We start from the raw sequence: 25441 nt of genomic DNA, 5'->3' as shown, positions 1-25441 counted from the left end.
ATGAAATCAAAAAGACAGATACAAAAAGAAAGTACCAGGCAGAAAATTATGGATACCGCATATAGGATATATGCAAGAGAAGGATTCTCTGCCTCAACAGCAAAAATTGCCAGAGAGGCAGGTGTTTCCCATGGAACTGTGTTCGCTCATTTCCAGTCATTAAATGAGCTGTTGGAATGTATGATCGGAGAATTCCAGATCAGTATTGCTGCAGAATTTCATGAAATGGAAGAATCCAGTAAAAGCATCAGTGATTTCCTGGATGCTCATTTAAAAATTCTTATTGATCATGAGGATTTTTATCTGCGTCTTATTACTGAGAGAAGCCTTTTGCCGGAAGAGGTACAGTATGTATATGCAGATAATCAAGCGGCTGCCGCCCATCATTTCAACCGGATGATGACGCGGGAGATGAAGAATGGCGCTGTGAAAGAGATCCCGGTTCATATGCTTTTTAATACATGGCTTGGATTGATCCATTATTACTTGTGTAACAAGGAATTCTTTTCTCCGGACGAACCGGTTTTAGCCCGCTATTCCGGAGAATTGAAACATACATTTTTAAGTCTTATTACAAAATAACAGGAGGAAATTACCATGAAGGTATGTATCGCCTGCGGTATGCCAATGGAAAAGAAATCTGATTTTCCAGATGGAGATGAACAGAAAGATTATTGTGTTTATTGTGCCAGACCGGACGGATCCATGAGATCATTTGAAGAGGCAAAAGCCGGCATGACCAAATTTATTATGGAGAGTCAGGGATTTGACAAGACAGCTGCAGAAAAAATTGCAGTGAGCAGCATGAGTAAGCTGCCTGCCTGGAAAGATCGCCAGATTACAGGAGAGCAGAAGGAAGGAGTGGATCCGCATGAAGGTAAGTAAAGCATTTTCGGTATTTGCAAAGGAGGCCCCTGAGGTTCAGGGGGCATGGATGGAGATGGTTCAGAAGCTGGATACAGCAAGCGGGCTTGACAAAAAGACAGAAGAACTTGCGTATATTGCAGTTATGGCAGTTATGCGGCTGGAGAGTGGTCTGCCTTTTCATGTCCAGATGGCAAAATCCCATGGAGCCACACGCGAGGAGATTATCAGCAGTATTCTGGTTGGACTGCCGGCTGCGGGAAATGTGGTGATACAGTCATTGCCCATTGCATTGGAAGCGTATGACAACGAATAGAACGAATAAACAGGGGCAAAGCCGTTATCTCAGCTTTACCCCTGTTTATTATTCCAGTGTTACATTGACCTGATATTCTTTTTTGCCTTCATGGAATGGGATCTCACAACCCTGAGTGGCAGCTCCATCTACCAGGAATGAGGATATTTTATTTCCGGATTCACCGTTTCTCACAACGTGAATGTGATAGGTGGCCCCTCTAAACTTACGGATTGCAGAAAATTCTCCGATTGAGTCCGGAAGACATGGATTTACAATTAATCCATGAAAGCCGGGACGTATTCCAAGAATGTGCTGGGAGATACAGACAAAGGTCCAGGCTGCAGTACCAGTCAGCCAGCTGTTCTTTGCTTCTCCGAAGTTGACAGCATCTTTACCGGCAATCATCTGGGAGTAGCAGTAAGGTTCCGTTTTGTGGATCTCGCTGATTTCCTCTGTATAAGCAGGAGCCGTTTTCCGGTATACTTCAAATGCACGATTGCCTCTGCCGATCATGGTTTCTGCTATAGAGATCCATGGATTATTGTGACAGAAGATACCTGCATTTTCTTTATAGCCAGGCGGATAGGAAGAGATTTCACCTAACTCCTTATGGTAAGTCTGGTATGCAGGCTGGAGAAGAACGATTCCATAGGTGGTATCAAGTTTTTCCTTTACACTATCCAGCGCTTTTTCGGCAAGACCTTCTTCAATTCCAATACCGCCCATAACACAAAAGCCCTGTGGCTCAATAAAAATCTGACCTTCCTTGCATTCTTTTGATCCTACTTTATTGCCGAAAGCGTCATAAGCCCGGAGGAACCATTCGCCGTCCCAGCCAGATTTAAGAACAGCCTGATAAACCGCTTCTACAGAGTCTTCCGCTTCAGCGGCTTCTTTTTCCAGTCCGGTCAAACGGCAGATTTGGGCGTATTCTTTTCCGTATTTCACATACATTCCAGCGATCATCAGAGATTCTGCAACTGGTCCTTCGGATGGACCTGTCGTCTGAAAGGATTCCCCTGGCTCCATGGAAAAACAGTTTAAATTAAGACAGTCATTCCAGTCTGCGCGTCCGATAAGAGGCAGACCATGAGGACCCAGATGGGATTTTGTAAATCCAAATGAGCGCCTTAGATGTTCCATTAAGGTCTGGCTTTTGCTGGAATCGTTATCAAACGGAACATTTTCTTCTAAGATATCCCAGTCACCGGTTTCCCGTATGTATGCACTCACTCCAGCAATCAGCCAGAGGGGATCATCATTGAAACCGCTTCCGATGTCCATATTACCTCTTTTGGTAAGAGGCTGATATTGGTGATAGGCACTTCCGTCTTCAAACTGGGTGGAAGCAATATCAATGATCCGCTCTCTTGCCCGTTCCGGTATCATGTGGACAAAACCAAGTAAATCCTGGCAGGAATCGCGGAATCCCATACCCCGTCCTGTTCCTGACTCGTAATAGGATGCGGAACGGGACATATTAAAGGTTACCATACACTGATATTGGTTCCAGATATTCACCATACGTGCTGTTTTCTCTTCTTCCAGGGAAACACTGTAGGTGGAAAGGAGATCGGTCCAGTATTGTTTCAGCTTTTCAAGAGCAGCTTCGATATCCGAAGCAGTACTGTATTTTTCCAGCACAGCATTAGAGGGTGCCTTGTTAATGACATTAGGAGCACTCCATTTTGATTCCAGAGCGTTCTCTGCATATCCAAGAATAAAGACAAAGGTTTTTTCCTCACCAGGTTCTAAATGAAGCGTGATCCTGTGAGAGCCGATGGGTGACCAGCCGCTTGCCATGGAATTACCGGAAGAATTCTTTTCTACCATAGCTGGTTTCTGATTGGAGCCGTATACGCCTACAAACGTATTCCGGTCTGTATCAAAGCCCTGAATGTCTGCGTTGACGGAATAATAGGCATAGTGATTTCTTCTTTCCCTGTATTCCGTTTTATGATAGATTACGGAACCTTCAACTTCAACTTCACCGGTATTGAAATTCCGCTGATAGTTGGTCATATCATCCATAGCATTCCAGAGACAGAATTCCACGTAGGAATACAACGTGAAATCTTTGGGTTCGCTGCTTTCATTCTTTAACGTTACCATATTGATCTCGCAGGAATCTCCTAACGGTACAAAGGCTGTTACCTTTGCGCATAAAGCATTTTTCTTTCCTGTGTAACGGGTCACTCCAAGTCCATGACGGCATTCATAAAAATCTAACGGAGTCTTAGCAGGCTGCCAGCCCGGATTCCATACGGTCCCGTTTTCATTAATATAGTAGTAGTGTCCGTTGCTGTCCAGAGGAACATTATTATAACGGTACCTTGTCAGCCGGAGCATCTTGGCATCTTTGTAAAAGCTGTACCCCCCTCCGGTGTTGGAAACCAGCGAAAAGAAATTTTCGCTGCCCAGATAATTGATCCATGGCAGAGGAGTATCTGGGGCAGTAATTACATATTCTTTGTCCTGGTCATTAAAATATCCATATTTCATAGTTGAATAACTCCTTCCTGTTGGATGACCCAAATCCCTAAAAACGACATTTTTCGAAAACGATTAAGAAAGTTAATAGGGAGTTATACGGTCATAATAGCGCGGGTTGAGAAAAAATACAAGAGTAAATTTTGAAATAATAAAAAATAAAAACAGATCCATAAATAAAACATGTAAATATGCACAAAAACATAAAACTAAAACTATATAAACTAGACAAAAAAGAAAATTATTGTTGATTTTTGATTGAGAAGGGGGTATAGTGAAAATACGAAAACGATTAAGTTAAAAGGATGAGACATATGATTTCTATGAAAGAACTGGCACAGCACTGCGGGGTATCCGTTGCCACAGTGAGTAAGGCGCTTAATGATCAGAATGACATCGGGGAGAGCACTAAACTGAGGGTTAAGCAGGCAGCGGAGAAGCTGGGATATTATCCCAATGCTGCAGCAAGATCCTTAAAAACGAATAGAAGCTACAACATAGGGGTTCTATTTGTCGATGAGGCAAACAGCGGCCTGACCCATGAATACTTTGCCGCGGTTCTGGAAGGGTTTAAGGTTGAAGCGGAAAAGCAGGGATACGATATAACATTTATTAACGGGCAGATCGGGAAAAAGAAAGTTTCCTATTATGATCACTGCAAATATCGGAATGTTGATGGAGTGGTGATTGCCTGTGTACAATTTGATAACCCTGAAGTGATCGATCTTTTAAATGGGGATATACCTGTTGTAACCATCGACCATATCAATGAAAATTGCTCTTCTGTATTATCCGATAACGTAAAGGGTATCCAGAGCCTGATGGAATATGTTTATGAAAAGGGGCATAGAAAAATTGCCTATATACACGGGCAGGCGAACAGCACCGTAACAAAGGCGAGACTCACCAGTTTTTATCGCTTTCTGGAAAGTAAAGAGCTTTCGGTACCTGATGAATATGTGCTGGAAGCAGATTATCTGGATGTCAGTCAGGCTATGACATGTACCAGTGAACTGTTAGACCAAAAGGACCCGCCAACCTGTATTATATATCCGGATGATACAGCATTAATTGGTGGTCTGAATGAAATCCGGATGAGAAATTTAAGGGTTCCGGATGATATCTCCATTGCCGGTTATGACGGCAGCAAGTTATCACAGATATTGAACCCAAGGCTTACTACCATTCGTCAGAATACAGCAGAAATTGGTATGCAGGCCGCTAAAAAATTGATAAGCACAATCGAAAAGCCCAAGACGACTTTCACAGAACAGATCATTGTGGAAGGCGAACTGATTACAGGCGAATCGGTTGGTAATGCTAATATTTCATGATAGCAATATCAGAAAAGGAGAGGGAAATATGAAGAAGAAATTTGTAAGCGGATTATTATGCGCGGTGATGGCGGCTTCATTGGTTGCCGGCTGCTCCTCAAAGAGTGCGCCAGGCGAAAGCACAAGCAAAGCAGCAGATACGACAACTGCAAAAGAAGCAGAAGCAACAACGCAAGCAGCCAAGGATGCGGGCAGTGAAGAGGGGAAGGTCATCAATATCTATTGCTGGAATGATGAATTTAAGGCAAGATATGATGATTATTATGCTTCCAAGCTTCCGGCCGGCTATAAGGTTAATTTTGTCACAACACCAAGCGAAAATAACGCTTACCAGAATGCTCTTGATGAGGCGCTGTTAAACCAGAATGATGCCAAGGCTGATGATAAAGTCGACATGTTCCTGGTTGAAGCAGATTATATTCTGAAATATGTAAATTCCGATTACACACTTGATTTAAAGGATATTGGTATTACAGATCAGGATATGTCAAAGCAGTATGATTACACCAAAGTAATTGCACAGGATACAAATGGGGCACAAAAGGGTATTTCCTGGCAGGGCTGTCCCGGACTTTATATCTATCGCCGTTCCATTGCAAAGGATGTATTGGGGACAGATGATCCGGCAGAAGTTCAAAAGGCAATCAATGATTGGGATTCCTTTGATAAAACTGCAGCAAAGATGAAAGATAAAGGTTACTACATGCTTTCCGGTTATGATGATTCTTATCGTACATTCTCCAATAATGTAACTGCTCCATGGGTAGATGGAAAGAAAGTAGTGATTGATCCTAATCTGAATAAGTGGGTAGAGCAGACCAAGAAATATACTGACAATGGCTACAATGAGAAGACTACTCTCTGGGCAGCTGAATGGGCAGCCGGACAGGGGGATGAAGGAAAAGTATTCGGTTATTTCATGCCTGCATGGGGCGTAGACTTCGTTCTTGCGGGAAACTCTCTTGCAAAAGCAGAAGCTGACGGCGGAAAACAGGAACCAGGAAACGGCACTTACGGTGACTGGGCAGCAACCATCGGACCAGAATCCTACAACTGGGGCGGTACCTGGCTGTGTGCAGCAAATGGAACCGACAATGCTGATATCGTGGCAGACATTATGAAAACGATCTGCTGTGACGATGCAACCATGAAGAAAATTGTAGAAGAGAAGAATGACTTCGTAAATAACAAGACTGTTATGGAAGAACTTGCAAAAAGTGATTATAAATCAGCATTCCTTGGCGGACAGAATCCTCTTCAGATGTACTGCGATGCTGCAGAAAAGATTGATATGAGCAAGATTTCTCCTTACGATCAGGGTCTGAATGAAAGCTTCCAGAATGCAATGCATGATTATTTTAACGGTACAGTTGATAAAGATACAGCACTTAAGAATTTCTACACTTCTCTGCAAGAGAAATATCCGGAATTAGAAGTAAACCAGTAGTAAAATACAGGGCGGGATTTTCCCGCCCTGTATGAAAACAGGAGGCTTCATCATGGTAAGAGAAAAAAAGGCAAAAGCCAGAAAAAAAATCAGCTATTCAAAATGGGGATATATTTTTTTGATACCTTTTTTTGTTACATATTTGGTATTTTCATTTATCCCTCTTATATCTACCTTTTATAACAGTATGTTTGAAAATTACCGTTCAGGTTTAACCCAGATCGGTCCTAATTTCGTTGGATTTGATAATTATATCGCCATTTTTCAGAGTGATCTCCTGAAATACTTAGGCAATACCATGATTCTCTGGATTATCGGCTTTATTCCCCAGATTATTATTTCCCTGATTCTGGCGGTCTGGTTTGCTGATTTTCGAATGAGACTGAGGGGAAGTACATTCTTTAAAACGATTATTTACCTTCCTAATGTGATTATGGCAGCATCTTTTGCCATGCTGTTTTTTGCCCTGTTTTCAGATGACGGTCCAATGAACAATCTTATTATAAGAATGGGGCTGGCTGACAGTCCAATCCGTTTTCTAACAACTGTATGGGGAACCAGGGGACTGGTTGGTCTTATGAACTTTATGATGTGGTTTGGTAATACCACTATTTTACTCATGGCCGCTATTCTGGGTGTCGATTCTGCTTTATTTGAAGCTGCGGCTATTGATGGTGCCAAGTCTCTTCAGATTTTTACGAAGATTACAATGCCAACCATTAAACCTATTTTTATTTATGTACTCATCACTTCACTCATCGGCGGATTACAGATGTTTGATGTTCCTCAGGTGCTTACCAATGGAAAGGGAACACCGGACAGGGCAAGCATGACGCTGATCATGTTTTTGAATAATCATTTATACAGCAAAAACTATGGTATGGCAGGAGCATTATCTGTAATCCTGTTTATTATCACGGCAGCACTTAGCATTGTGGTATTTTTTATTCTTACGGGTGCTGGCAAAAAGAAAGGAGGATCAAGATAATGGGAAAAGCGATGAATCTTAAAAAGGCAATTGTTTATATTGTATTGTCATTATTATCCTTTTTATGCCTTTTCTTCTTTTATTGCCTGATCATTAATGCGACCAGATCCCATCCGGAGATTTCAAAGGGATTCTCGTTTCTGCCAGGCAAATCATTTGGTCCTAACTTATATAATGTACTTCACAACGAAAATCTGCCTGTTGTCCATGGCATATTAAACAGCCTGTTTATCGCCATTGGTTCTACTGCTTTGTCAGTATATGTATCTGCACTTACAGCATACGCAATTCATGCCTATGACTTTAAGTTCAGAAATGCGGTTTATCTTTTTATCATACTGATTATGATGATCCCGACACAGGTTACAACCCTTGGTTTTTTAAGTCTGATTGGTAAGATGGGACTGATGGACAGCTTTATTCCTCTGATTCTTCCTTCCATGGCAGCTCCTGTTGTTTTCTATTTTATGGTTTCCTATTTTGAGAGCAATCTGCCCCTGGAGATTGTGGAGTCAGCCAGAATTGATGGATCGAATGAATTTTATACTTTTAATTTCATTGTAATTCCTATTGTAAAGCCGGCTTTGGCTGTGCAGGGTATCTTTGCATTTGTAGCTTCCTGGAACAATTATTTTGTTCCCTCCCTTGTTTTAAAATCCAATGCAAAGAAAACACTTCCAATCTTAATTGCCCAGCTGCGGAGCGCGGATTTTTTGAAATTTGATATGGGTCAGGTTTATATGCTGATCACAATTGCCATAGTTCCGGTAGCAATTATTTATCTATGTCTGTCAAGATTTATTATTGGCGGAGTGACGGCAGGAAGTGTGAAAGGATAAATCAGAATGGACTGGAAAAAAGATTTTATATGGGGAACGGCTACCTCTTCCTACCAAATAGAAGGGGCGGCCTATGAGGATGGAAAAGGTCTGTCTGTATGGGATGTTTTTACAAAAGAGAGTGGCAGGATATATGAGGACCATACAGGTGAAGTGGCTTGCGATCATTATCATCGGATGAAAGAGGATGTTGCTCTGCTTGCAGAGCTTGGCGTAGGTGCTTACCGGTTTTCTGTCTCCTGGCCGAGAGTTATGCCACATGGAACAGGAGAGGTGAATGAAAAGGGGCTTCAGTTCTATTCCGATCTGGTGGATGAACTGCTCCGGCATCACATTACCCCATATGTAACCTTGTTTCATTGGGACTTTCCCAATGAGCTGGAGATGCAGGGCGGCTGGTTAAATCCCAGCAGTCCTGAGTGGTTTGCATCGTATACAGAAATTGTGGCAAATGCATTTGGGGACAGGGTAAAGTATTATATCACTTTTAATGAGCCCCAGATATTTACCTGGCTGGGATATGATACATGTACTCATGCTCCAGGAATCAAATATCCGGCAGGCAGAATTCTTGCCATGTGCCGCAATATTGCACTGGCTCATGGAATGTCTGTAATGAAATTGCGGGAACTGGTACCGGACTGCCGGGTAGGATATGCACCTACCTGCGGCAATGCGTACTGGCCGGTGGAAGAAACTAAAATACTGGCAGCGAAGGCAAAGGAACTGCAAAATTCCTTTGGATCCGATGACTGGATTCGTTCTTCTGCGTTCTGGAATGAGCTGTTTTTAAAGGGCAGATTTCATGAGAAGTGTCGGGATCTCTTTGGCACGGATCTACCGGAACTGACGGATAAGGAGCGGCTGCTGATTGGCCAGCCCCTTGATTTTTGCGGGATGAATATCTATCAGGGAACTTCCGTAAGCTTTTCAGATACCGGTGAGCTGGTTATTGGTAAGCTTCCGGTGGGACATGGGAAGACTGGAATTGGCTGGCCCATTACTCCAAAAGCCATGTACTGGGCGGTGAAAAATTTCTATGATACTTACCACCTGCCTTTGTATATTACTGAAAATGGCATGTCTGCCCTTGATGTCATATCCTTAGACGGGCAAGTGTATGATCCATGCAGAATTGATTACCTGGCACGGCATCTGTCTGAACTGAAGCGCGCAGTATCAGACGGGGCAGAGGTGGAAGGGTACTTCATATGGAGTTTTTTGGATAACTTTGAATGGGATAAGGGCTACGACGACCGATTTGGTATTGTATATGTAGATTATGAAACCCAGAGAAGGATACCAAAAGACAGTTTTTACTGGTATCAGAATGTAATAAAATCAGAATGATATAGAAAAAAAGCAGTTCAGATCCGGTTATTTGTGATCTGAACTGCTTTTTCTTACCCCAGAGGGGTGGCTTTTCCGCTTACTTCATCATACTGGAAGCCGACGCTGTTGTCACTGCAATCACATAAATAAGTGGCGATATAGGTCAGCGTACTGTCTGGAAGCCGTTTGTAAGTCCGTACCGTGTAGTAGTCTTTTCCATCTATCTTGGATATTCCGGGAGAGGCAATGAATTGGTAGGAATCTGTACTCTCTGAAAGCTTCAGCTTTTCCTGGCTCTGGGAACGGACAGTATTCTCAGCCTGCTCAATGGTGGTTTCCGGTTTCGGCTGCTTTTGTATGTCTGAGATCACCTGTTTTTGCTGATCCCACTGATTTTTGAAATAATCATTCCATGATTCACTACCTTTGCCTGCCGTGACAGTCACACTGTCGCCTGATGATTCCAGTGTAATGGAAAGATAGGACTTTGAATCGTTTGATGGTCCGGAAAGCTGGTAGAACTCAGCATTTTCGCTTTTGGTTTCGCCTTCTGTACTTGCAGCTGCTGTGCTTTCGGCTGTTACATCAATAAAGCTTTTTTTCGTCTCCAGGTAATCCTTATAGCTTTTTAAATCTTCAGAGGCGTTATCTAAATTTACGTATTTATACGTATCTTCAGGTTCGACGGGTGCAGTTGATTCGCCTTGTGCAGTTGTACTGCTTTTCGCATCTGCAGCAGATTTAGCTGCACTTTCCGAAACAGGCTCCTGTTTTTCAAAGGTACGTTTGCCCACGATGGCAGTGAAAGAGGAGATATCTTCGTTCTTTGAAAAATAGTATTCTGGAGCTTTTGGCACCTTCTCCTTTGCGGGAGCCTTGTGTCTCATGGATATTAAAATAACCGCCTGTGCTGCTCCGATAATAATAATAAAAAGAGCTGCAACCAGTAATACAAGTACTCTTTTGTTCTTCGGCAGTAAATTCTTTTTCCTGGTTTCTTTCGGCTTTTTCGCTTTCCCCTTTACAGCCTTCTGGGGTTTTTGTTTCGTTTTTGTTTTTTTTATGTTTGTTTTCTTTGTAGGCATAATGGTCATCCTTATGTAATTTGGTATTGCAGTTACAAAACATTACTATTCATATATCGGATAAAGAGGATTGAAACATAAGGATTGTCTTATATTTATCATTCGGCTAGTTAATCAACAGGTTTTTTGCGGTTCCCATGATCACCTTATCAACAAATTCCGCAACTTCTTCTTTGGGTTCCGGCATATCCGTATTCAGCCATTGTTTCAATACTCCCGTAAGTCCGTATGTGATAAATTCCAGAAAATAGTTCAGCGTGACATCCCTGGCATTGGGGTACTGCTCCTTGATAATGGCAGTACCGTTTTTTAAAATCAGAGTATGGAAGCGGTTAACAAAGTCATTGGAAGAGCTGTTTTCAAACAGGATCTTACATATCTTTTTATTCTCTTCAATATACTGAATGATGGGGATGAGAATGGGCATGAGAGAAGCCTTAATAAATGCTTCCCGATAATCATTAACCATATTTTGAAAATCCCTTAGTACTTCGGATTCCATCTCCTGTAACAGGCTGTAGGTATCTGCATAATGAAGATAAAAGGTTCCGCGGTTTAAATCAGCCAGTTCAGTGATGTCCTTTACTGAAATATTTTTAAAATCTTTTTTTTCCATTAGTTCAAGAAGACTTTCCTTTAACAGTTTCTGCGTTTTCCGGATGCGTCGATCCTGCTTTTGCATATCCATACAGCTCCTCCCTTTGCGCACTGGCGCATGCTCTTTTTTTGATTGACAATTTCTTCCAATGTGTTGAGTATAATGCTGGAAAATAGACTGTGATTATTAATAGATGTATTAAAATAATTTGATTATTGAATGTTATGTACACCAGTATTATAATATACACGTGTTGAAAAGTCAATAAATCATCCATTAGTGGAAAGATGCTTATAAATGGAGGGGGATATGAATAAAAGCAGAAGTATTTTCGACAAATTAGTTCATTTTATCGTATTTAAAGGAAAAATAATTGAAAGTATCTTTTTTGCGGCGACTGTAATCTGTGCAGCATGCTTCCCTTTTGTAAAAGTAAACTATGATCTAAGCAAGTATCTTCCGCAGTTTGCCCAGACAAAGCAGGCCCTGGATGTGATGGAAGATGAGTTTGGTTATCCAGGTATGGCGCGGATCATGGTGCAGGATGTAAGCCTGCAGGAAGCGGAGCGGATCAGAACGCAGATTTCGGATCTGGAGGGAGTGGATGTGGTAGTCGGACCTGATCTGGCAACGGATGTATATATGGGAGCTTCCTTTGCAAATGAAGGTCTGACGGATCTGGCTTCGGTTGATGTATTTTCCATGAAGGATTATTACCGGGAGGGCAATGCATTGATGGATGTAATATTTGAAAAAGGAGATGATAATCCGCTTACCCGGACCGACATAGAAAAAATATATACAATAGTAGGAAAGGACCGTGGCTGCTTTGCGGGAAGTGCGGTATCCAGTAAAGAGCGTGAGGAATCCATTACCCACGAGATTACCATTGCAATTGGTATGGCGCTTGTGATTATCTGGCTGATTCTAACGCTTACCACAACATCCTGGGTGGAACCTTTTCTGTTTATATTGATTATGATCATTGCAATTATACTAAATATGGGATCAAACCTGATGTTTGGGACAATATCATTCTTTACATTTTCAACTGCGGCGATTTTGCAGCTGGCAGTCTCTATGGATTATTCCATTTTTCTCTTACATACGTTTACCGCAATAAAGAATACAGGAGTAGAAATAAATAAAGCCATGGAGATGGCAGTGAAAGAATCCTGCAGTTCCATTTTAGCAAGCGGTGCCACTACCATTGTCGGATTTATAGTGATTGCATTCATGCGCTTCACTATTGGTAAGGACGTGGGGTTTGTTCTGACAAAAGGAATCATCTGCAGTCTGGCAACCGTACTGCTCCTGATGCCAACCCTGATACTCCATTTTAATAATAAGATAGAGAAAACAGCTCACAAACCATTCATACCTTCGTTTGACCGTTTTTCGAGGCTGATGAACAGAATCAGGAAACCTGTATTTGTAATAGCAGCTTTACTGGCAATCCCCTGTTATTTTGGCCAGAGTATGAACGCTTTTTACTATGGTGATGATGCCATTGGTGCAGGTCCGGGAACCAGAGTCTATGAAGATACCAGAAAAATCAATGAGGTGTTTGGGAAATCCAATATGGTGATTGGAATCGTACCGAATGGCTCGGTGGTGACGGAGAGACAGCTTACTGATGCACTGGAGGATCTGGATTTTGTCAATTATGCCATTTCCATGTCAGGAACAATTCCAAGGGGGATCCCGGAAAGTTTTCTGCCGGATAAGGTCACAAAACAGCTGAGAAGCAGCCGGTATGCCAGATTTCTTATATCTATGAATACCGTGCAGGAAAGCCAGTATGCCTTTGATTGCAGCCAGAAGCTGGAGGGGGTTATCCGTCAATATTATCCTGGTGATGCATATGTCATTGGTATGACTCCTACTACCATAGATATCAGGGATATTCTCACAGATGATTATAATAAAGTTTCGCTCCTTTCACTGGCGGGAGTTGCGCTTGTGGTATTAATAACCTTTCAGGCGGTATTGGTTCCCATACTTGTGATTATTCCCATTGAAGTTGCTATCTACTTAAATATGACTCTGCCCTATGTTATGGGAGACAGTTTGGTTTACATCGGTTATATCATAGTAAGCTGCCTTCAGCTGGGAGCCACCATTGATTATTCAATCTTAATGACCAACAATTATCTTGGCTTCAGGAAAACCATGAATAATACGGACTCAGCCATGGCTGCCATTTCGAAGAGTACCCTATCCATTCTTACTTCCGGAGGCATTTTAACAGTGGTTGGATATCTTTTGTTTTTCACATCCTCCATTCAGGCGATCTCCCAGGTGGGGCGCCTTGTAGGCAGAGGGGCTATTCTCAGTATGGTATTGGTGCTGTCTCTCTTACCAGCGCTTCTCAGTCTGTTTGACAGGCAGATACAAAAACAGCAGGAACGCGCAGCCAGACGGAAAGAAAGACGGTTTTTGAAATACATGAAGGTAAGAGGAAAGTTAAAAGGAGGGGATGGGAATGAATAAGCATAAAAGAATATTCCACATAGGGTTGGCTGTGGTTTTTTCCATGCAGTCCGTACTGGTACCATTGGCATCGGAAGTGCAGCCTCCATACGATGAAACTCTTTATGTTACGATGGATCCTTATGGAGAAATAAAAGAGAGCAGTATTGTAAAAGTTTACAGGATGAACGGAAGTGAGCCTCTTACTGATTATGGGACTTATGATAAGGTGATTAATTTAACAGACCATTCTCAGCCGGTAATTGGAGAAGACGGTTCGGTAACGTTTCATCCGGAAGAGGGAGAAAACCGATTCTATTTTGAGGGTCAGACAAAAACAGAAAAAAAGGAACTGCCCTGGAATATTACAGTCAGTTACAGATTAAATGGAGTGGAGAAAAAAGCAGATGAACTGGCTGGAGAAAAGGGTCTGATTGAAGTGAATGTAGATTTGGTTCCTAATAAAGGCGTTTCAGACTATTATAAAAATAATATGACTCTGATGGGCAGTGCTGTTGTAGATATGGATAAAAATTTAAGTCTGGAGGCAGAGGGTGCACAGGTACAGACGGTAGGAAATTTAAGCACAGTGGCATTTTTTGCACTGCCTGGAGAAGAGGGGCATTATTCCATCCGCATTGGAACAGATGATTTTAAGTTTACAGGCATTGTATTTGCCATGGTCCCGCTGACGGTAAGCCAGCTTGACAAAGTAAAAGATCTGCGGGAAGCAAAGGAGACTATGGAAGATTCTGCTGATGAAATCAGTGCCAGTCTGGATGTGGTACTAAATACCATGGAGCAGATGAAGAAAAGCATAGATACCACATCCGATGGAATCAGAGGGCTTGATAAAACCAGACAGATTGTGGCAGATTCCAAAGGAAAGGTCTATCAGAATGCGGATGATGCGCTGACTGCACTGGATGGATTGTCCCAGACATTAAGACCGTTTTATAATCACACGGAGAATGCAAAAAATGCTTTAAATGAGCTGCGAAATCAGACCAATCATTTAACTGAAATCTTAAGTGATCTTTCCCCAGACTTAAAAGATCTTCAGGAAGGCGTCAGAGAACTCAGAGATGAATTGGAGGAATTGCAGCGACTGGCGAATTCGCCGGAAACAGGGCTGAAAGCTCAGATGTTTTTTAAGCAGCTGGATAAGACGCAGGAGCATTTAAATACACTGACACAGCAGCAGAGGACTCTGGCAGAGGAACTTGCATCACTGGCACAAATGCTTCCGCAGCTGACAGCCCTGACAGGTTCACTCAGTGCTTCCGCTCAGGGACTGTCATCAGAAGATCTGGAAGAACTGCTTGAGGATGTCAGTGAGGAAGGGCTTGCCGATGAGGCTGAGATCTCCTCGTACCTGTTCAACGAAAGAGGTTATTCTGTGACAGAGATCAGCGCATTAACCAGTTATTTAACCTCCGCTCTGGAAACGGAAAATCTCGCCTCACCCAGCTCTGCTTCCAGTGCTGACTCAAGTGCTGCTTCCCAGGCAGCAATAAAGGCTGCTGCGCCCCTTGCAAAGATTCTTCCCCAGCTGGCAGACAGCGGGGCGGTACTGACCAGTGATATGACGAATTTTCTGGGTTTGGCTAAAGTACTTCTTGGTGATCTTTATGCGGAAAAGAATCATATAAACGGTGCGGCTGATGGTGTGATAAAAGGGGCCGATTCCATCGGACAGCTTTGTGATACGGCAGATGATCTGATTGGAAATGCAGAAGAGCTTAACGGAATTTTACACCGGCATCATGATGAAATGCTTAATACACTGACGGATATGGGGAAGATGACAGACAGTGCCTCCCGGGGCATAGATTCTATGAACGTGTTTTTACGATCTCTGGAAGATCAGATGAAGACAGTGGGAAACTCCTTAAACGGCAGTACACAAAAGACACTTAACGGGCTTGCAGATACCCTTAATGTTGCTGGTAACGGACTTAACCAGACGGAAGTTCTCCGCAATGCCAAGGATACCATAAAGAAGACAATTGATGATAAGTGGGATGAATATACTACTGAGGATACAACCCTGTTAAACATTGATTTAGAGGCGAAACCAGTCTCCATGACATCTGCTAAAAATCCAGCTCCAAAGAGCATTCAGATCATACTGAGAACGGGAGAAATAAAACAGGATGAAGAGAATTCTGATTTGGCCGTAGATGAAGACTTTCACCCGGATGGCAGTGTGTTTCACCGTATAGGGAACATATTTAAAAGCATATTCCATTTTTTTACTTCTATATTTAAATAGAAAAAATCAGATAAAAATCATAGGTTTTTAAGAAATTCTACATTGTTATTTTTTAATTTCCTGCTTATAATAGTTTCAGGACATTTAAAGGAGGAAGTTATCATGGCGATATTAGTTACCGGTGGTGCAGGATACATAGGAAGTCATACCTGTGTGGAACTGCTGAATGCAGGGTTAGAGGTTGTGGTAGTAGATAATCTTTGCAATTCAAGCAGGGAATCCATAGAACGCGTAACGGAAATCACAGGAAAAATGCTGAATTTTTATGAGGCGGATTTACTGGACCGGGAAGCTTTAAATCAGATTTTTGAAAAGGAAACAATCGACGGTGTGATTCATTTTGCCGGCCTGAAGGCAGTGGGTGAATCCGTGGGCATGCCGCTTGAATATTATCATAATAATATTACCGGAACTTTAGTGCTTTGTGATGTTATGAGAAAACATGGGGTGAAGAATATTGTATTCAGTTCTTCTGCGACGGTATATGGAGATCCGCAGTTTGTACCGATTACGGAAGAATGTCCTAAGGGTGAAATTACCAATCCTTATGGAAGAACAAAGGGAATGCTGGAACAGATTCTTACGGATTTAAATACAGCAGATTCTCAGTGGAATGTCATGTTATTGCGTTATTTTAATCCCATCGGAGCCCATGAATCCGGCAGGATTGGAGAAGATCCAAAAGGAATTCCAAACAATCTTCTTCCTTATATTACGCAGGTGGCGGTAGGAAAACTGGAACGTTTAGGCGTTTTCGGCAGTGACTATAATACTCCGGATGGAACCTGCGTCAGGGATTATATACATGTTGTTGATCTGGCAGTGGGTCATGTGAAGGCTTTAAATGCCATGTCAAAGAAATCAGGTGGTGTCTGGATCTATAATCTGGGAACCGGTATCGGATATAGTGTTCTTGATGTAATACATGCATTTGAAGAAGCAAATGATCTGAAAATTCCTTATACCATTATGGAACGCAGACCTGGAGATATCCCCACATGCTATGCAGATCCCTCTAAAGCAGAGAAGGAGCTTGGCTGGAAGGCGGAGCGCGGCTTAAAAGAGATGTGCCGGGATTCCTGGAAATGGCAGAGGAATAATCCGGGAGGATTTGAAAAATAACGAAACAGTAATAGATAAGCGACAGACAGAGACGGGGATTTTCGCCGTCTTTTTCTGTTATCCGATTTCCCGTATTGAGATGAATCAAAAATGGCATTAAGGAGAACATATATTCGAAAATACTTGAATTTAATTAAGAAGTATGATATGATTCAATATAAGAACAAATGTTCGAGGTGATGAGATGTTAATACAGGAAGCGTTAAGCGTTCAGGAAAAATTAGAGATATTGTCGGATGCTGCCAAGTATGATGTGGCATGTACTTCCAGCGGAGTGGATAGAAAAGGGAAGGCAGGAACCATTGGCAATGCCAGCAAAGCAGGAATCTGTCACAGTTTTTCTGCAGATGGCAGATGTATCTCCCTGCTGAAGATTTTATTTACCAATCAGTGTATTTATGACTGCAAATATTGCATCAACAGATCTTCCAACGACGTTGTACGTACTGCGTTTACGCCGGAGGAAGTCTGTCAGCTTACCATACAGTTTTACCGGCGTAATTATATCGAGGGCCTGTTTTTAAGCTCCGGTGTTTTAAACAGCGCTGATTATACCATGGACCTCATCTACCAGACTTTAAAAAAGCTGAGAGAGGAATATCATTTTCATGGATATATCCATGTAAAAGCCATTCCTGGTGCAGATCCTTTATTAATTGAAAGAACCGGTTTTCTCGCTGACCGTATGAGTATTAACTTAGAACTGCCCACTGCAGAGGGTTTAAAGAAACTGGCTCCGGGGAAGAACCGGGACAAGATATTAAAGCCTATGAAGCAGATCCGGAATGGGATTGTCACCAACCGTTATGAGCTGATGGAATACAAAAAAACTCCTGCTTTCGTTCCTGCTGGACAAAGCACCCAGATGATCGTTGGTGCAACTCCGGAGAATGATTATCAGATGATGATGGTTGCAGAGGCATTGTATAAAAACTATGATTTGAAGAGAGTGTTTTATTCCGCCTTTGTACCGGTGAATCAGGACAGCAGTCTGCCGGCTCTGCCCGGAGGTCCGCCTCTTCTGAGGGAACACCGGCTTTATCAGGCAGACTGGCTGATGCGTTTTTATGGATTCCAGGCAGGAGAACTGCTCTCTGAGGAACGCCCTAATTTCAATGTTTTTCTGGATCCGAAGTGCGACTGGGCCCTCAGGCATTTAGAACTTTTTCCGGTTGAGGTCAACCGGGCGGATTATTTTACACTTTTAAGGGTGCCCGGCATGGGGGTTAAATCAGTGAAGAGAATTCTGGCAGCCAGACGGAATGGAATTCTGGATTTTGACGCTTTAAAGAAGATGGGCGTGGTGCTGAAAAGAGCTCATTACTTTATTACCTGTTCTGGTAAGATGATGTATCCGGTTAAGATAGAAGAGGATTATATAACCAGCCATCTGGTGGGAGATGAACGGAGAAGTGTCTGGGATATCAGTTCCACAGCGGCTTATCGCCAGCTTTCTCTGTTTGATGATACCAGCATGCTGGCACAGACAGGCTCCGGAGGGATTTTAGTATGAAAACGGTATATCTTTGTGACAGCAGTATCGAAGGGATTTTAAGCGGTGTTTATCAAGCATGGTCCAGTAAAAAGGGGCACGACAATGTCATGCTCCGGCTCAGGGATGATGGTGTAACGATGGAATTGTTTTGCCAGTATGAAGAAGTTTCCGCTGATACCCAAAAGGCTGATAAGGTGATAACAGCAATTAGAGATAAGATTTCTGAGGAAGCTTATGAAGCTGTCTATAAAGCTGCCTTAAGTAATGACAGCGGGCGTGCAGATAAGATTTATCGTTTCCTGATCCATGGTTTTCGAACAGGTGCCCGTATTGTTAGCATGCTGCAGATCCAGGCTGTTTATGATGTGTTTCAAATGTGCCGTTTTGTAGATAACGAGACTCATCTTCTTACCGGATTTGTAAGGTTTTCAGAGATGGAAGGCGATTTGCTGGTAAGCAGGATCGGCCCTAAGAATGATGTGATTGTGCTTCTGGCACCTCATTTTGCAGATCGGCTTTCAGGTGAGAACTGGGTATTATATGATACAAATAGAAAAAAAGCAGTTCTTCACCCCGCGTTTCGTCCCTGGTATCTGACAGAACTTCTTTCTCCCCAGTGGGAAGACAAGATGCGAAAAACGTCGGATGAGGATGAATACGAGGACCTTTTTAAGCGTTTCAGGAAGAGCATTTCTATCAGGGAGCGTACAAATCCGGTCTGTCAGATGAACCATATGCCCCTTCGTTACAGACCATATATGCCTGAATTTTCCCAGGGATTAAAAGATGTCTGACAAGGCTTTACAGTGCTCGGCATAGTTTACCATAAAGCAGAAAAAGTTAGAAAATAGTTGCCTTTTTCTGCTTTTTCAGTTATTATTAATTTAATCCGGTTCCGGATATTTCAAATGCATTTCTGCATAAAATTCCATTTTTTTATCCTTTATATTATGAAAGGAGTGTTTCAGTGTATAGTAAAGTACATAGTATTGGCATCATTGGTATTGAAGGTGTCCCTATTCTCGTGGAGGCTGATGTAAGCGATGGTCTGCCAGGATTTTCCATGGTTGGTTATCTCTCATCCCAGGTAAAAGAAGCACAGGACAGAGTCAGGACTGCTCTTAAAAATTCCGGATTTCGCATTCCTGCCAAAAAGATAACCATCAATCTTTCCCCTGCGGATATCAGGAAAGAAGGGACTGCGTTTGATCTGCCCATTGCAATAGCCATCTTATCCGCATCTGGGCTGATTACGTCCTCTGGTTTGTCTGACTGCGTGTTCTCAGGAGAACTGGGGTTAGATGGCACTGTTAAACCGGTACGAGGGGCTCTCTCCATTGCTATTGCTGCAAAAAAGGACGGTAAAACAACTTGTTATCTTCCCAGGGAAAACAGGGGAGAAGGATCTGTAACAGATGGTATACAGATTGTGGGGCTGAATACCTTAAAAGAATTGACGGACTATTTAAATGGGGGAAAAAAATTACCAGAGTTCCTGGCTGACCATAAAGTGGCGGGATCTGCAGGTAAGAACTATGATGTGGATTTTTCAGATATTGGAGGCCAGCCGTTTTTAAGACGTGCCACAGAAGTGGCTGTCGCCGGTATGCATAATATTATGTATATTGGGCCGGCAGGCACAGGGAAGACTATGTTTGCCAGCAGAATTCCTACCATTATGCCATCTCTTTCCTGGGAAGAGATTATGGAAATTTCAAAAATATACAGCGTCTGCGGCTTGCTTTCCGGAGAAAATCCGGTTATGGATATCCGCCCATTCCGCAGTCCCCATCATACCATCACCTCTCAGGCACTTGCGGGGGGCGGACGAATCCCTAAACCTGGGGAGATCACTCTGGCGTCAGGAGGGGTTCTGTTTCTGGATGAATTTTCTGAGTTTCAAAAACCAACCATTGAGATTTTAAGGCAGCCTTTGGAAGAAGGGGAAATCACCATATCAAGGACTCATGGGTCCTATTTATTTCCTGCGAAGTTTCTGTTAGCTGCAGCTATGAATCCCTGTCCCTGCGGATTTTACCCTGACAGAACAAGATGCAGATGTTCAGAAAGCCAGGTTAATAAATACCTGGGACGGATTTCAAAGCCAATACTGGACAGAATCGATATCTGTGCTGAGTCAAGTCCGGTAAGCTATGAGGAGCTGCGTCAAGGGAAGAAGGGGGAATCGTCTGCGTCTATCCGGAACCGTATTGAACAGGCCAGGTCCATGCAGCTGGAGCGGTTTCGGGGGACCGGTATACGATTTAACAGTTTTATGAAAAAGCCGGATCTGGAAAGATTCTGCATTCTCAATAAAAAAGAGACGTCATTTCTTAAACAGATCTATGAATCCATGGGACTCAGTGTCCGTGGGTATGAAAAAATTCTTAAACTTGCAAGAACCATTGCAGATCTGGAAAGTTCTGAAAAAATCACAAAAGTACATCTGGCTGAAGCTGCAGGACTGCGCAGCCGGGAAGGAAGGTTTTGGGGAGGTATCTATGGATAATCTGGAAGAACGGGAATGCCTGTACTGGCTTTCACACATTCCTTTTCTTGGGGCAGTGAAGATAAAAAAGTTATATGATTACATGGGAACTTACAAGAAGATATATAATATAGAAAGAAAAGAACTGGAAAACTGCGGACTGCTGAAAAAAAGTGAGATTTCATTTCTTGAACAACAAAGGATGAAGATGGATTCCAGCCGCAGACAGTTGGTACAACTGGAAAAAAATGGAATCCGCTTTATTACTCATTTTGATCCTGATTATCCAAAACGGCTTCTGTCTGTTTATGGATATCCTATGGCATTGTTTGTAAAGGGGAAGCTGCCTGGTGAGGAAAAGCCTGCAGCTGCCATAATCGGAGCCAGGAACTGTACCAATTATGGGCGTCAGATGGCCGTATATCTGGCCAGGGAGCTGGCAGCGGCAGGTGTGGCAATCATCAGCGGACTGGCCAACGGAATTGACGGAGCGGGACATGAGGGGGCTCTGGAAGCAGGTCAGGAGACGTATGGAGTGCTGGGGTGCGGAATAAACATTTGCTATCCGAAAGAAAATTATGGATTATACAGCCGTATGATTCATTGCGGAGGTATAATAACAGAGTTTATGCCTGACGAAGCTCCCAAACCTAAGAATTTCCCCATGAGAAACCGGATTATAAGCGGTATGTCAGATGTTATTCTGGTGATTGAGGCACGGGAGAAAAGCGGATCTTTAATTACTGCAAATCTTGGATTGGAACAGGGAAAAGAAATTTTTGCTCTTCCCGGGCGGGTAACAGACCCCCTCAGTGCAGGCTGCAATTGCCTGATTTCAGAAGGTGCAGGCGCTTTACTGACTCCTGAAACCGTGCTGGAATATTTTAATTTACAGAGTGGGAAAATATTAAGAGTTGATGAAAAAAATAAGAACGGGCTTGCCAAAAAAGAAAAAATGGTGTATAGTTGCCTAGATTTACAACCGAAAAATCTGGAAGAGATTGTAAGTTGCAGTGGATTGTCTGTAAGCGAGTGTATGAGTGTTCTTTTGGAATTAGAATTAAAGGGCGGCATTGTACAGACATCCCATCAATATTATGGTAAGAAACAATAGGCGAGGAGTTTGGTATGGCTAACTGTTTAGTAATTGTGGAGTCACCCGCAAAAGTAAAAACTATAAAAAAGTTCCTGGGGGCGAACTATGAAGTGGATGCCTCCAACGGACATGTAAGGGATCTGCCCAAGAGTCAGATGGGAATCGATGTGGAACATGATTTTGATCCAAAATATATAACGATCAGAGGAAAGGGAGATATTCTTGCAAAGCTGAGAAAAGAAGTGAAAAAAGCGGATAAGATCTATCTCGCAACTGACCCTGACCGTGAAGGAGAAGCGATTTCCTGGCATTTAATGAAGGCTCTAAAATTAGATGAGCTGTCAGAAAAACAGGTATATCGGATCAGTTTCAATGAAATTACCAAGAATGCTGTGAAAACTTCTTTGAAAACACCCAGAGACATCGACATGAATCTGGTGGATGCACAGCAGGCCAGAAGAATTCTGGACCGTATGGTTGGATACATGATCAGCCCCCTTCTTTGGGCAAAAGTGAAAAGAGGTTTAAGTGCAGGGCGTGTTCAATCTGTGGCTCTGCGTCTGATCTGCGACCGAGAAGAGGACATCAATGCATTTATACCGGAAGAATACTGGAATCTGGATGCTGCCTTGAAACAGGAAGGAAGCAAAAAGGCACTGACAGCTAAGTTCTATGGTGACAGTAACGGCAAAATTGCAATTCATAATAAGGAACAGTTGGATGGAATTCTTACCGGACTTCAAAATAAAGAATACCGGGTGGAAGATGTGAAGACAGGAGAACGGGTCAAGAAAGCTCCGATCCCATTTACCACCAGTACACTTCAGCAGGAAGCGTCTAAGGTACTTAATTTTTCAACTCAGAAAACAATGCGTTTGGCGCAGCAGTTATATGAAGGTGTGGAGGTAGCCGGTCATGGTACGGTAGGTCTCATCACTTATTTAAGAACCGATTCTACCAGAATCGCAGAAGAGGCGGATGTTGCAGCAAGAGAGTTTATCGAAAAGCAGTACGGCAGCCGCTATCTGGCAAATGGAGAGCAGAGCAAGAAAAGCAATGTGAAGATACAGGATGCCCATGAGGCAATCCGTCCTACTGATATTGCACTGACGCCGGTGATCGTAAAAGAGTCTTTGCAGAGAGATTTATTCCGTCTATATCAGCTGATCTGGAAGAGATTTGCAGCCAGCAGAATGCAGTCGGCCGTATATATGACTACTTCTGTAAAAGTAAAAGCGGGAGACTATCTGTTTACTCTTTCTGCATCAAAGCTGCAGTTTGATGGTTTTATGTCTGTCTATGTGCAGGATGAAGAGAAGGAAGATAATAATATGCTTCTTGGCAATCTGGAAAAAGGCAGTATACTTAAATTAGAGAATCTGGAAAACAGTCAGCATTTTACCCAGCCTCCGGCTCATTTTACGGAAGCATCTCTGGTAAAAGCAATGGAAGAACAGGGAATTGGACGGCCAAGTACTTATGCTCCCACAATAACTACGATTATTGCCAGACGTTATGTGGCAAAAGAAAATAAAAACCTGTATGTGACAGAACTGGGAGAGGTAGTCAATAGTATTATGAAACAAAGCTTCTCCAGCATTGTAGACGTCACATTTACTGCCAATCTGGAATATCTTCTTGATAAAGTGGGAGACGGCACCGTACAATGGAAGACGGTAGTAAAAAATTTCTATCCTGATTTGAAGGAAGCGGTTGATAAAGCACTTGTAGAACTTGAATCTGTTACCATAGCTGATGAAGTGACAGAGGAAATTTGTGAACTGTGCGGTCGCAATATGGTTATCAAATATGGTCCTCACGGTAAATTCCTTGCATGTCCTGGCTTTCCGGAATGCAAGAATACAAAACCTTATCTGGAAAAGACAGGAGTGCCTTGCCCGAAGTGCGGCAAGGATGTCGTGATTAAAAAGACAAAAAAGGGCAGAATTTATTATGGCTGCGAGGCTAATCCTGAATGTGATTTTATGTCCTGGCAAAAGCCTTCCACCCAGAAATGTCCGAAATGTGGTTCCTATATGGTTGAAAAGGGAAATAAGTTGCTGTGTTCCAACGAACAGTGTGGATACAGTGCTGATAAATAGGCAAATAGAAATATTATTAAGAAATTCGAAAATCTTCAAAAAACTATTGTTATTTGAAAATAATAGTGATAATATTTAATTATTAAAAGCGTTTTTCGAAATTTCACATTAATTATAAAGGAGGTTTTCGGCAATGAGCGTACAGTTGTTGGACAAAACAAGAAAAATTAACAAATTATTGCATAACAATAATTCGCATAAGGTCGTATTTAACGATATTTGTGAAGTGCTTACCGAGATCCTGAATTCCAATATTCTTGTTATCAGCAAGAAAGGTAAGGTGCTTGGCGTAGGTCTTACGCCTGACATCGTAGAGATTCAGGAACTGATTGCAGATCAGGTAGGCGGTTATGTGGATACCATGCTGAATGAACGACTGCTCAGTATTCTCTCTACAAAAGAGAACGTAAACTTGGAAACGCTTGGTTTTACCAGTGATAACATCAGAAAATATCAGGCCATCATCACACCGATTGATATAGCAGGGGAGAGACTTGGAACACTGTTTATCTACAAAGCGGATGACCAGTATGATATTGACGATATTATTTTAAGCGAATATGGCACAACAGTTGTAGGACTTGAAATGATGAGATCCGTAAACGAAGAGAATGCAGAAGAAACAAGAAAGGTTCAGATTGTAAAGTCAGCTATCAGCACCTTATCTTTTTCCGAACTGGAAGCAATCACACATATCTTCGAGGAACTGGATGGAAATGAAGGCATTCTTGTCGCAAGCAAAATAGCTGACCGCGTTGGAATTACCCGCTCTGTAATTGTCAATGCACTTAGAAAGTTTGAAAGTGCCGGCGTGATTGAATCCAGATCGTCCGGTATGAAAGGAACCTATATCAAGGTTTTAAATGATGTGGTGTTTGACGAACTGAAAACCATAAAAGCAGGCAATACCAAGATGATTCCGGAACGCCGCGATATATAAGATTTATAATGCATAGATATGCTTAAAAAAAGGTAATCAGAGATGATTACCTTTTTTGCGGATACCAGACAGAAATCTCCCGTTTTGGACATGAGATATAAAAAAATTACTTGCATCGTATCTGATATTATGCTATACTAGCAAGGCTTACAAAAAACACGTCTGCGGATTCTGGA

20 protein-coding genes are annotated in these 25441 nt (G+C 42.4%); 17 read left to right on the top strand and 3 right to left on the bottom strand.

Annotated features, from left to right (window positions below):
- The 3 genes from RZO55_RS23690 to RZO55_RS23680 are packed head-to-tail and all read left to right on the top strand — an operon-like array spanning position 1 to position 1180.
- Positions 1–582, top strand: coding sequence for a TetR/AcrR family transcriptional regulator (locus tag RZO55_RS23690; protein ID WP_318066715.1), 582 nt, complete (start codon positions 1–3; stop codon positions 580–582).
- A gap of 15 nt (positions 583–597) precedes the next feature.
- Positions 598–885, top strand: coding sequence for a zinc ribbon domain-containing protein (locus RZO55_RS23685; protein WP_318066714.1), 288 nt, complete (start codon positions 598–600; stop codon positions 883–885).
- On the top strand, positions 872–1180 hold the full coding sequence (locus RZO55_RS23680; protein WP_318066713.1) for a carboxymuconolactone decarboxylase family protein: 309 nt from the start codon (positions 872–874) through the stop codon (positions 1178–1180). The genes RZO55_RS23685 and RZO55_RS23680 overlap by 14 nt, the downstream gene beginning before the upstream one ends.
- Positions 1181–1228: 48 nt before the next feature.
- Here RZO55_RS23680 and RZO55_RS23675 read toward each other — a convergent pair whose 3' ends face one another.
- Entirely contained in the window at positions 1229–3664 is a 2436-nt protein-coding gene (locus RZO55_RS23675; RefSeq protein ID WP_318066712.1) for a glycoside hydrolase family 94 protein, read from the bottom strand.
- 302 nt (positions 3665–3966) lie between these two features.
- Between RZO55_RS23675 and RZO55_RS23670 the strand changes: the two genes are divergently transcribed.
- The 5 genes from RZO55_RS23670 to RZO55_RS23650 are packed head-to-tail and all read left to right on the top strand — an operon-like array spanning position 3967 to position 9610.
- Entirely contained in the window at positions 3967–4986 is a 1020-nt protein-coding gene (locus tag RZO55_RS23670; RefSeq protein WP_318066711.1) for a LacI family DNA-binding transcriptional regulator, read from the top strand.
- Positions 4987–5014: 28 nt separating this feature from the next.
- Positions 5015–6433: a carbohydrate ABC transporter substrate-binding protein gene (locus tag RZO55_RS23665; RefSeq protein ID WP_318066710.1), complete on the top strand. Its 1419-nt coding sequence runs from the start codon at positions 5015–5017 to the stop codon at positions 6431–6433.
- 52 nt (positions 6434–6485) lie between these two features.
- Positions 6486–7421: a carbohydrate ABC transporter permease gene (locus tag RZO55_RS23660; protein WP_318066709.1), complete on the top strand. Its 936-nt coding sequence runs from the start codon at positions 6486–6488 to the stop codon at positions 7419–7421.
- Entirely contained in the window at positions 7421–8260 is an 840-nt protein-coding gene (locus RZO55_RS23655) for a carbohydrate ABC transporter permease (protein ID WP_318066708.1), read from the top strand. Before RZO55_RS23660 ends, RZO55_RS23655 begins: the two co-directional genes overlap by 1 nt.
- Before the next feature lie 6 nt (positions 8261–8266).
- Positions 8267–9610 (top strand): GH1 family beta-glucosidase, encoded by a 1344-nt coding sequence (locus RZO55_RS23650; RefSeq protein ID WP_318066707.1) that lies wholly within the window; start codon positions 8267–8269, stop codon positions 9608–9610.
- 53 nt (positions 9611–9663) lie between these two features.
- Here the strand turns inward: RZO55_RS23650 and RZO55_RS23645 are convergent, their stop codons facing one another.
- Together RZO55_RS23645 and RZO55_RS23640 are read right to left on the bottom strand one after the other, a co-directional pair.
- Positions 9664–10677 carry a hypothetical protein gene (locus RZO55_RS23645; RefSeq protein WP_318066706.1) on the bottom strand — a complete coding sequence of 338 codons (1014 nt, stop codon included), beginning with the start codon at positions 10675–10677 and terminating at the stop codon, positions 9664–9666.
- 106 nt (positions 10678–10783) lie between these two features.
- Positions 10784–11365, bottom strand: coding sequence for a TetR/AcrR family transcriptional regulator (locus tag RZO55_RS23640; RefSeq protein ID WP_318066705.1), 582 nt, complete (start codon positions 11363–11365; stop codon positions 10784–10786).
- A 219-nt stretch (positions 11366–11584) separates the two neighbouring features.
- Here RZO55_RS23640 and RZO55_RS23635 point away from each other — a divergent pair, with 219 nt between their 5' ends.
- The 9 genes from RZO55_RS23635 to codY all read left to right on the top strand — a co-directional run bounded on the left by RZO55_RS23635 (position 11585) and on the right by codY (position 25265).
- Positions 11585–13768, top strand: coding sequence for an efflux RND transporter permease subunit (locus RZO55_RS23635; RefSeq protein ID WP_318066704.1), 2184 nt, complete (start codon positions 11585–11587; stop codon positions 13766–13768).
- Entirely contained in the window at positions 13761–16022 is a 2262-nt protein-coding gene (locus RZO55_RS23630; protein WP_318066703.1) for a hypothetical protein, read from the top strand. The genes RZO55_RS23635 and RZO55_RS23630 overlap by 8 nt, the downstream gene beginning before the upstream one ends.
- A 102-nt stretch (positions 16023–16124) precedes the next feature.
- Complete coding sequence (galE, locus tag RZO55_RS23625; RefSeq protein WP_318066702.1) at positions 16125–17144, top strand: UDP-glucose 4-epimerase GalE; 1020 nt, start codon at positions 16125–16127, stop codon at positions 17142–17144.
- A 184-nt stretch (positions 17145–17328) separates the two neighbouring features.
- Complete coding sequence (locus RZO55_RS23620) at positions 17329–18657, top strand: putative DNA modification/repair radical SAM protein (RefSeq protein ID WP_318066701.1); 1329 nt, start codon at positions 17329–17331, stop codon at positions 18655–18657.
- Positions 18654–19433, top strand: a complete 780-nt coding sequence (locus tag RZO55_RS23615; RefSeq protein WP_318066700.1) for a TIGR03915 family putative DNA repair protein — start codon at positions 18654–18656, stop codon at positions 19431–19433. Before RZO55_RS23620 ends, RZO55_RS23615 begins: the two co-directional genes overlap by 4 nt.
- Before the next feature lie 173 nt (positions 19434–19606).
- Positions 19607–21148, top strand: a complete 1542-nt coding sequence (locus RZO55_RS23610) for a YifB family Mg chelatase-like AAA ATPase (RefSeq protein ID WP_318066699.1) — start codon at positions 19607–19609, stop codon at positions 21146–21148.
- A complete protein-coding gene (gene dprA / locus RZO55_RS23605; RefSeq protein ID WP_318066698.1) occupies positions 21141–22241 on the top strand; it encodes a DNA-processing protein DprA in 1101 nt (366 codons plus the stop codon). The genes RZO55_RS23610 and dprA overlap by 8 nt, the downstream gene beginning before the upstream one ends.
- Positions 22242–22255: 14 nt before the next feature.
- On the top strand, positions 22256–24325 hold the full coding sequence (topA, locus tag RZO55_RS23600) for a type I DNA topoisomerase (RefSeq protein WP_318066697.1): 2070 nt from the start codon (positions 22256–22258) through the stop codon (positions 24323–24325).
- 133 nt (positions 24326–24458) lie between these two features.
- Entirely contained in the window at positions 24459–25265 is an 807-nt protein-coding gene (gene codY / locus RZO55_RS23595; protein WP_318066696.1) for a GTP-sensing pleiotropic transcriptional regulator CodY, read from the top strand.
- The last annotated feature ends 176 nt before the right edge of the window (positions 25266–25441 follow it).

The organism is Clostridium boliviensis (assembly GCF_033342255.1).
Lineage (GTDB): Bacteria > Bacillota > Clostridia > Lachnospirales > Lachnospiraceae > Lacrimispora > Lacrimispora boliviensis.
Note: the sequence above shows the minus strand (reverse complement) of the source record. Positions and strands in the feature narration are given on the sequence as shown.

Bases quoted from the DNA above. Each gene is read 5' to 3' on its own strand.
- RZO55_RS23640 (WP_318066705.1), bottom strand. From the start codon at position 11,365: ATGGATATGCAAAAGCAGGATCGACGCATCCGGAAAACGCAGAAACTG.
- RZO55_RS23660 (WP_318066709.1), top strand. From the start codon at position 6,486: ATGGTAAGAGAAAAAAAGGCAAAAGCCAGAAAAAAAATCAGCTATTCA.
- dprA (WP_318066698.1), top strand. From the start codon at position 21,141: ATGGATAATCTGGAAGAACGGGAATGCCTGTACTGGCTTTCACACATT.
- RZO55_RS23670 (WP_318066711.1), top strand. From the start codon at position 3,967: ATGATTTCTATGAAAGAACTGGCACAGCACTGCGGGGTATCCGTTGCC.
- RZO55_RS23635 (WP_318066704.1), top strand. From the start codon at position 11,585: ATGAATAAAAGCAGAAGTATTTTCGACAAATTAGTTCATTTTATCGTA.
- RZO55_RS23690 (WP_318066715.1), top strand. From the start codon at position 1: ATGAAATCAAAAAGACAGATACAAAAAGAAAGTACCAGGCAGAAAATT.
- RZO55_RS23685 (WP_318066714.1), top strand. From the start codon at position 598: ATGAAGGTATGTATCGCCTGCGGTATGCCAATGGAAAAGAAATCTGAT.
- galE (WP_318066702.1), top strand. From the start codon at position 16,125: ATGGCGATATTAGTTACCGGTGGTGCAGGATACATAGGAAGTCATACC.
- RZO55_RS23615 (WP_318066700.1), top strand. From the start codon at position 18,654: ATGAAAACGGTATATCTTTGTGACAGCAGTATCGAAGGGATTTTAAGC.
- RZO55_RS23620 (WP_318066701.1), top strand. From the start codon at position 17,329: ATGTTAATACAGGAAGCGTTAAGCGTTCAGGAAAAATTAGAGATATTG.
- topA (WP_318066697.1), top strand. From the start codon at position 22,256: ATGGCTAACTGTTTAGTAATTGTGGAGTCACCCGCAAAAGTAAAAACT.
- RZO55_RS23645 (WP_318066706.1), bottom strand. From the start codon at position 10,677: ATGCCTACAAAGAAAACAAACATAAAAAAAACAAAAACGAAACAAAAA.
- RZO55_RS23630 (WP_318066703.1), top strand. From the start codon at position 13,761: ATGAATAAGCATAAAAGAATATTCCACATAGGGTTGGCTGTGGTTTTT.
- RZO55_RS23675 (WP_318066712.1), bottom strand. From the start codon at position 3,664: ATGAAATATGGATATTTTAATGACCAGGACAAAGAATATGTAATTACT.
- RZO55_RS23665 (WP_318066710.1), top strand. From the start codon at position 5,015: ATGAAGAAGAAATTTGTAAGCGGATTATTATGCGCGGTGATGGCGGCT.
- RZO55_RS23680 (WP_318066713.1), top strand. From the start codon at position 872: ATGAAGGTAAGTAAAGCATTTTCGGTATTTGCAAAGGAGGCCCCTGAG.
- RZO55_RS23655 (WP_318066708.1), top strand. From the start codon at position 7,421: ATGGGAAAAGCGATGAATCTTAAAAAGGCAATTGTTTATATTGTATTG.
- codY (WP_318066696.1), top strand. From the start codon at position 24,459: ATGAGCGTACAGTTGTTGGACAAAACAAGAAAAATTAACAAATTATTG.
- RZO55_RS23650 (WP_318066707.1), top strand. From the start codon at position 8,267: ATGGACTGGAAAAAAGATTTTATATGGGGAACGGCTACCTCTTCCTAC.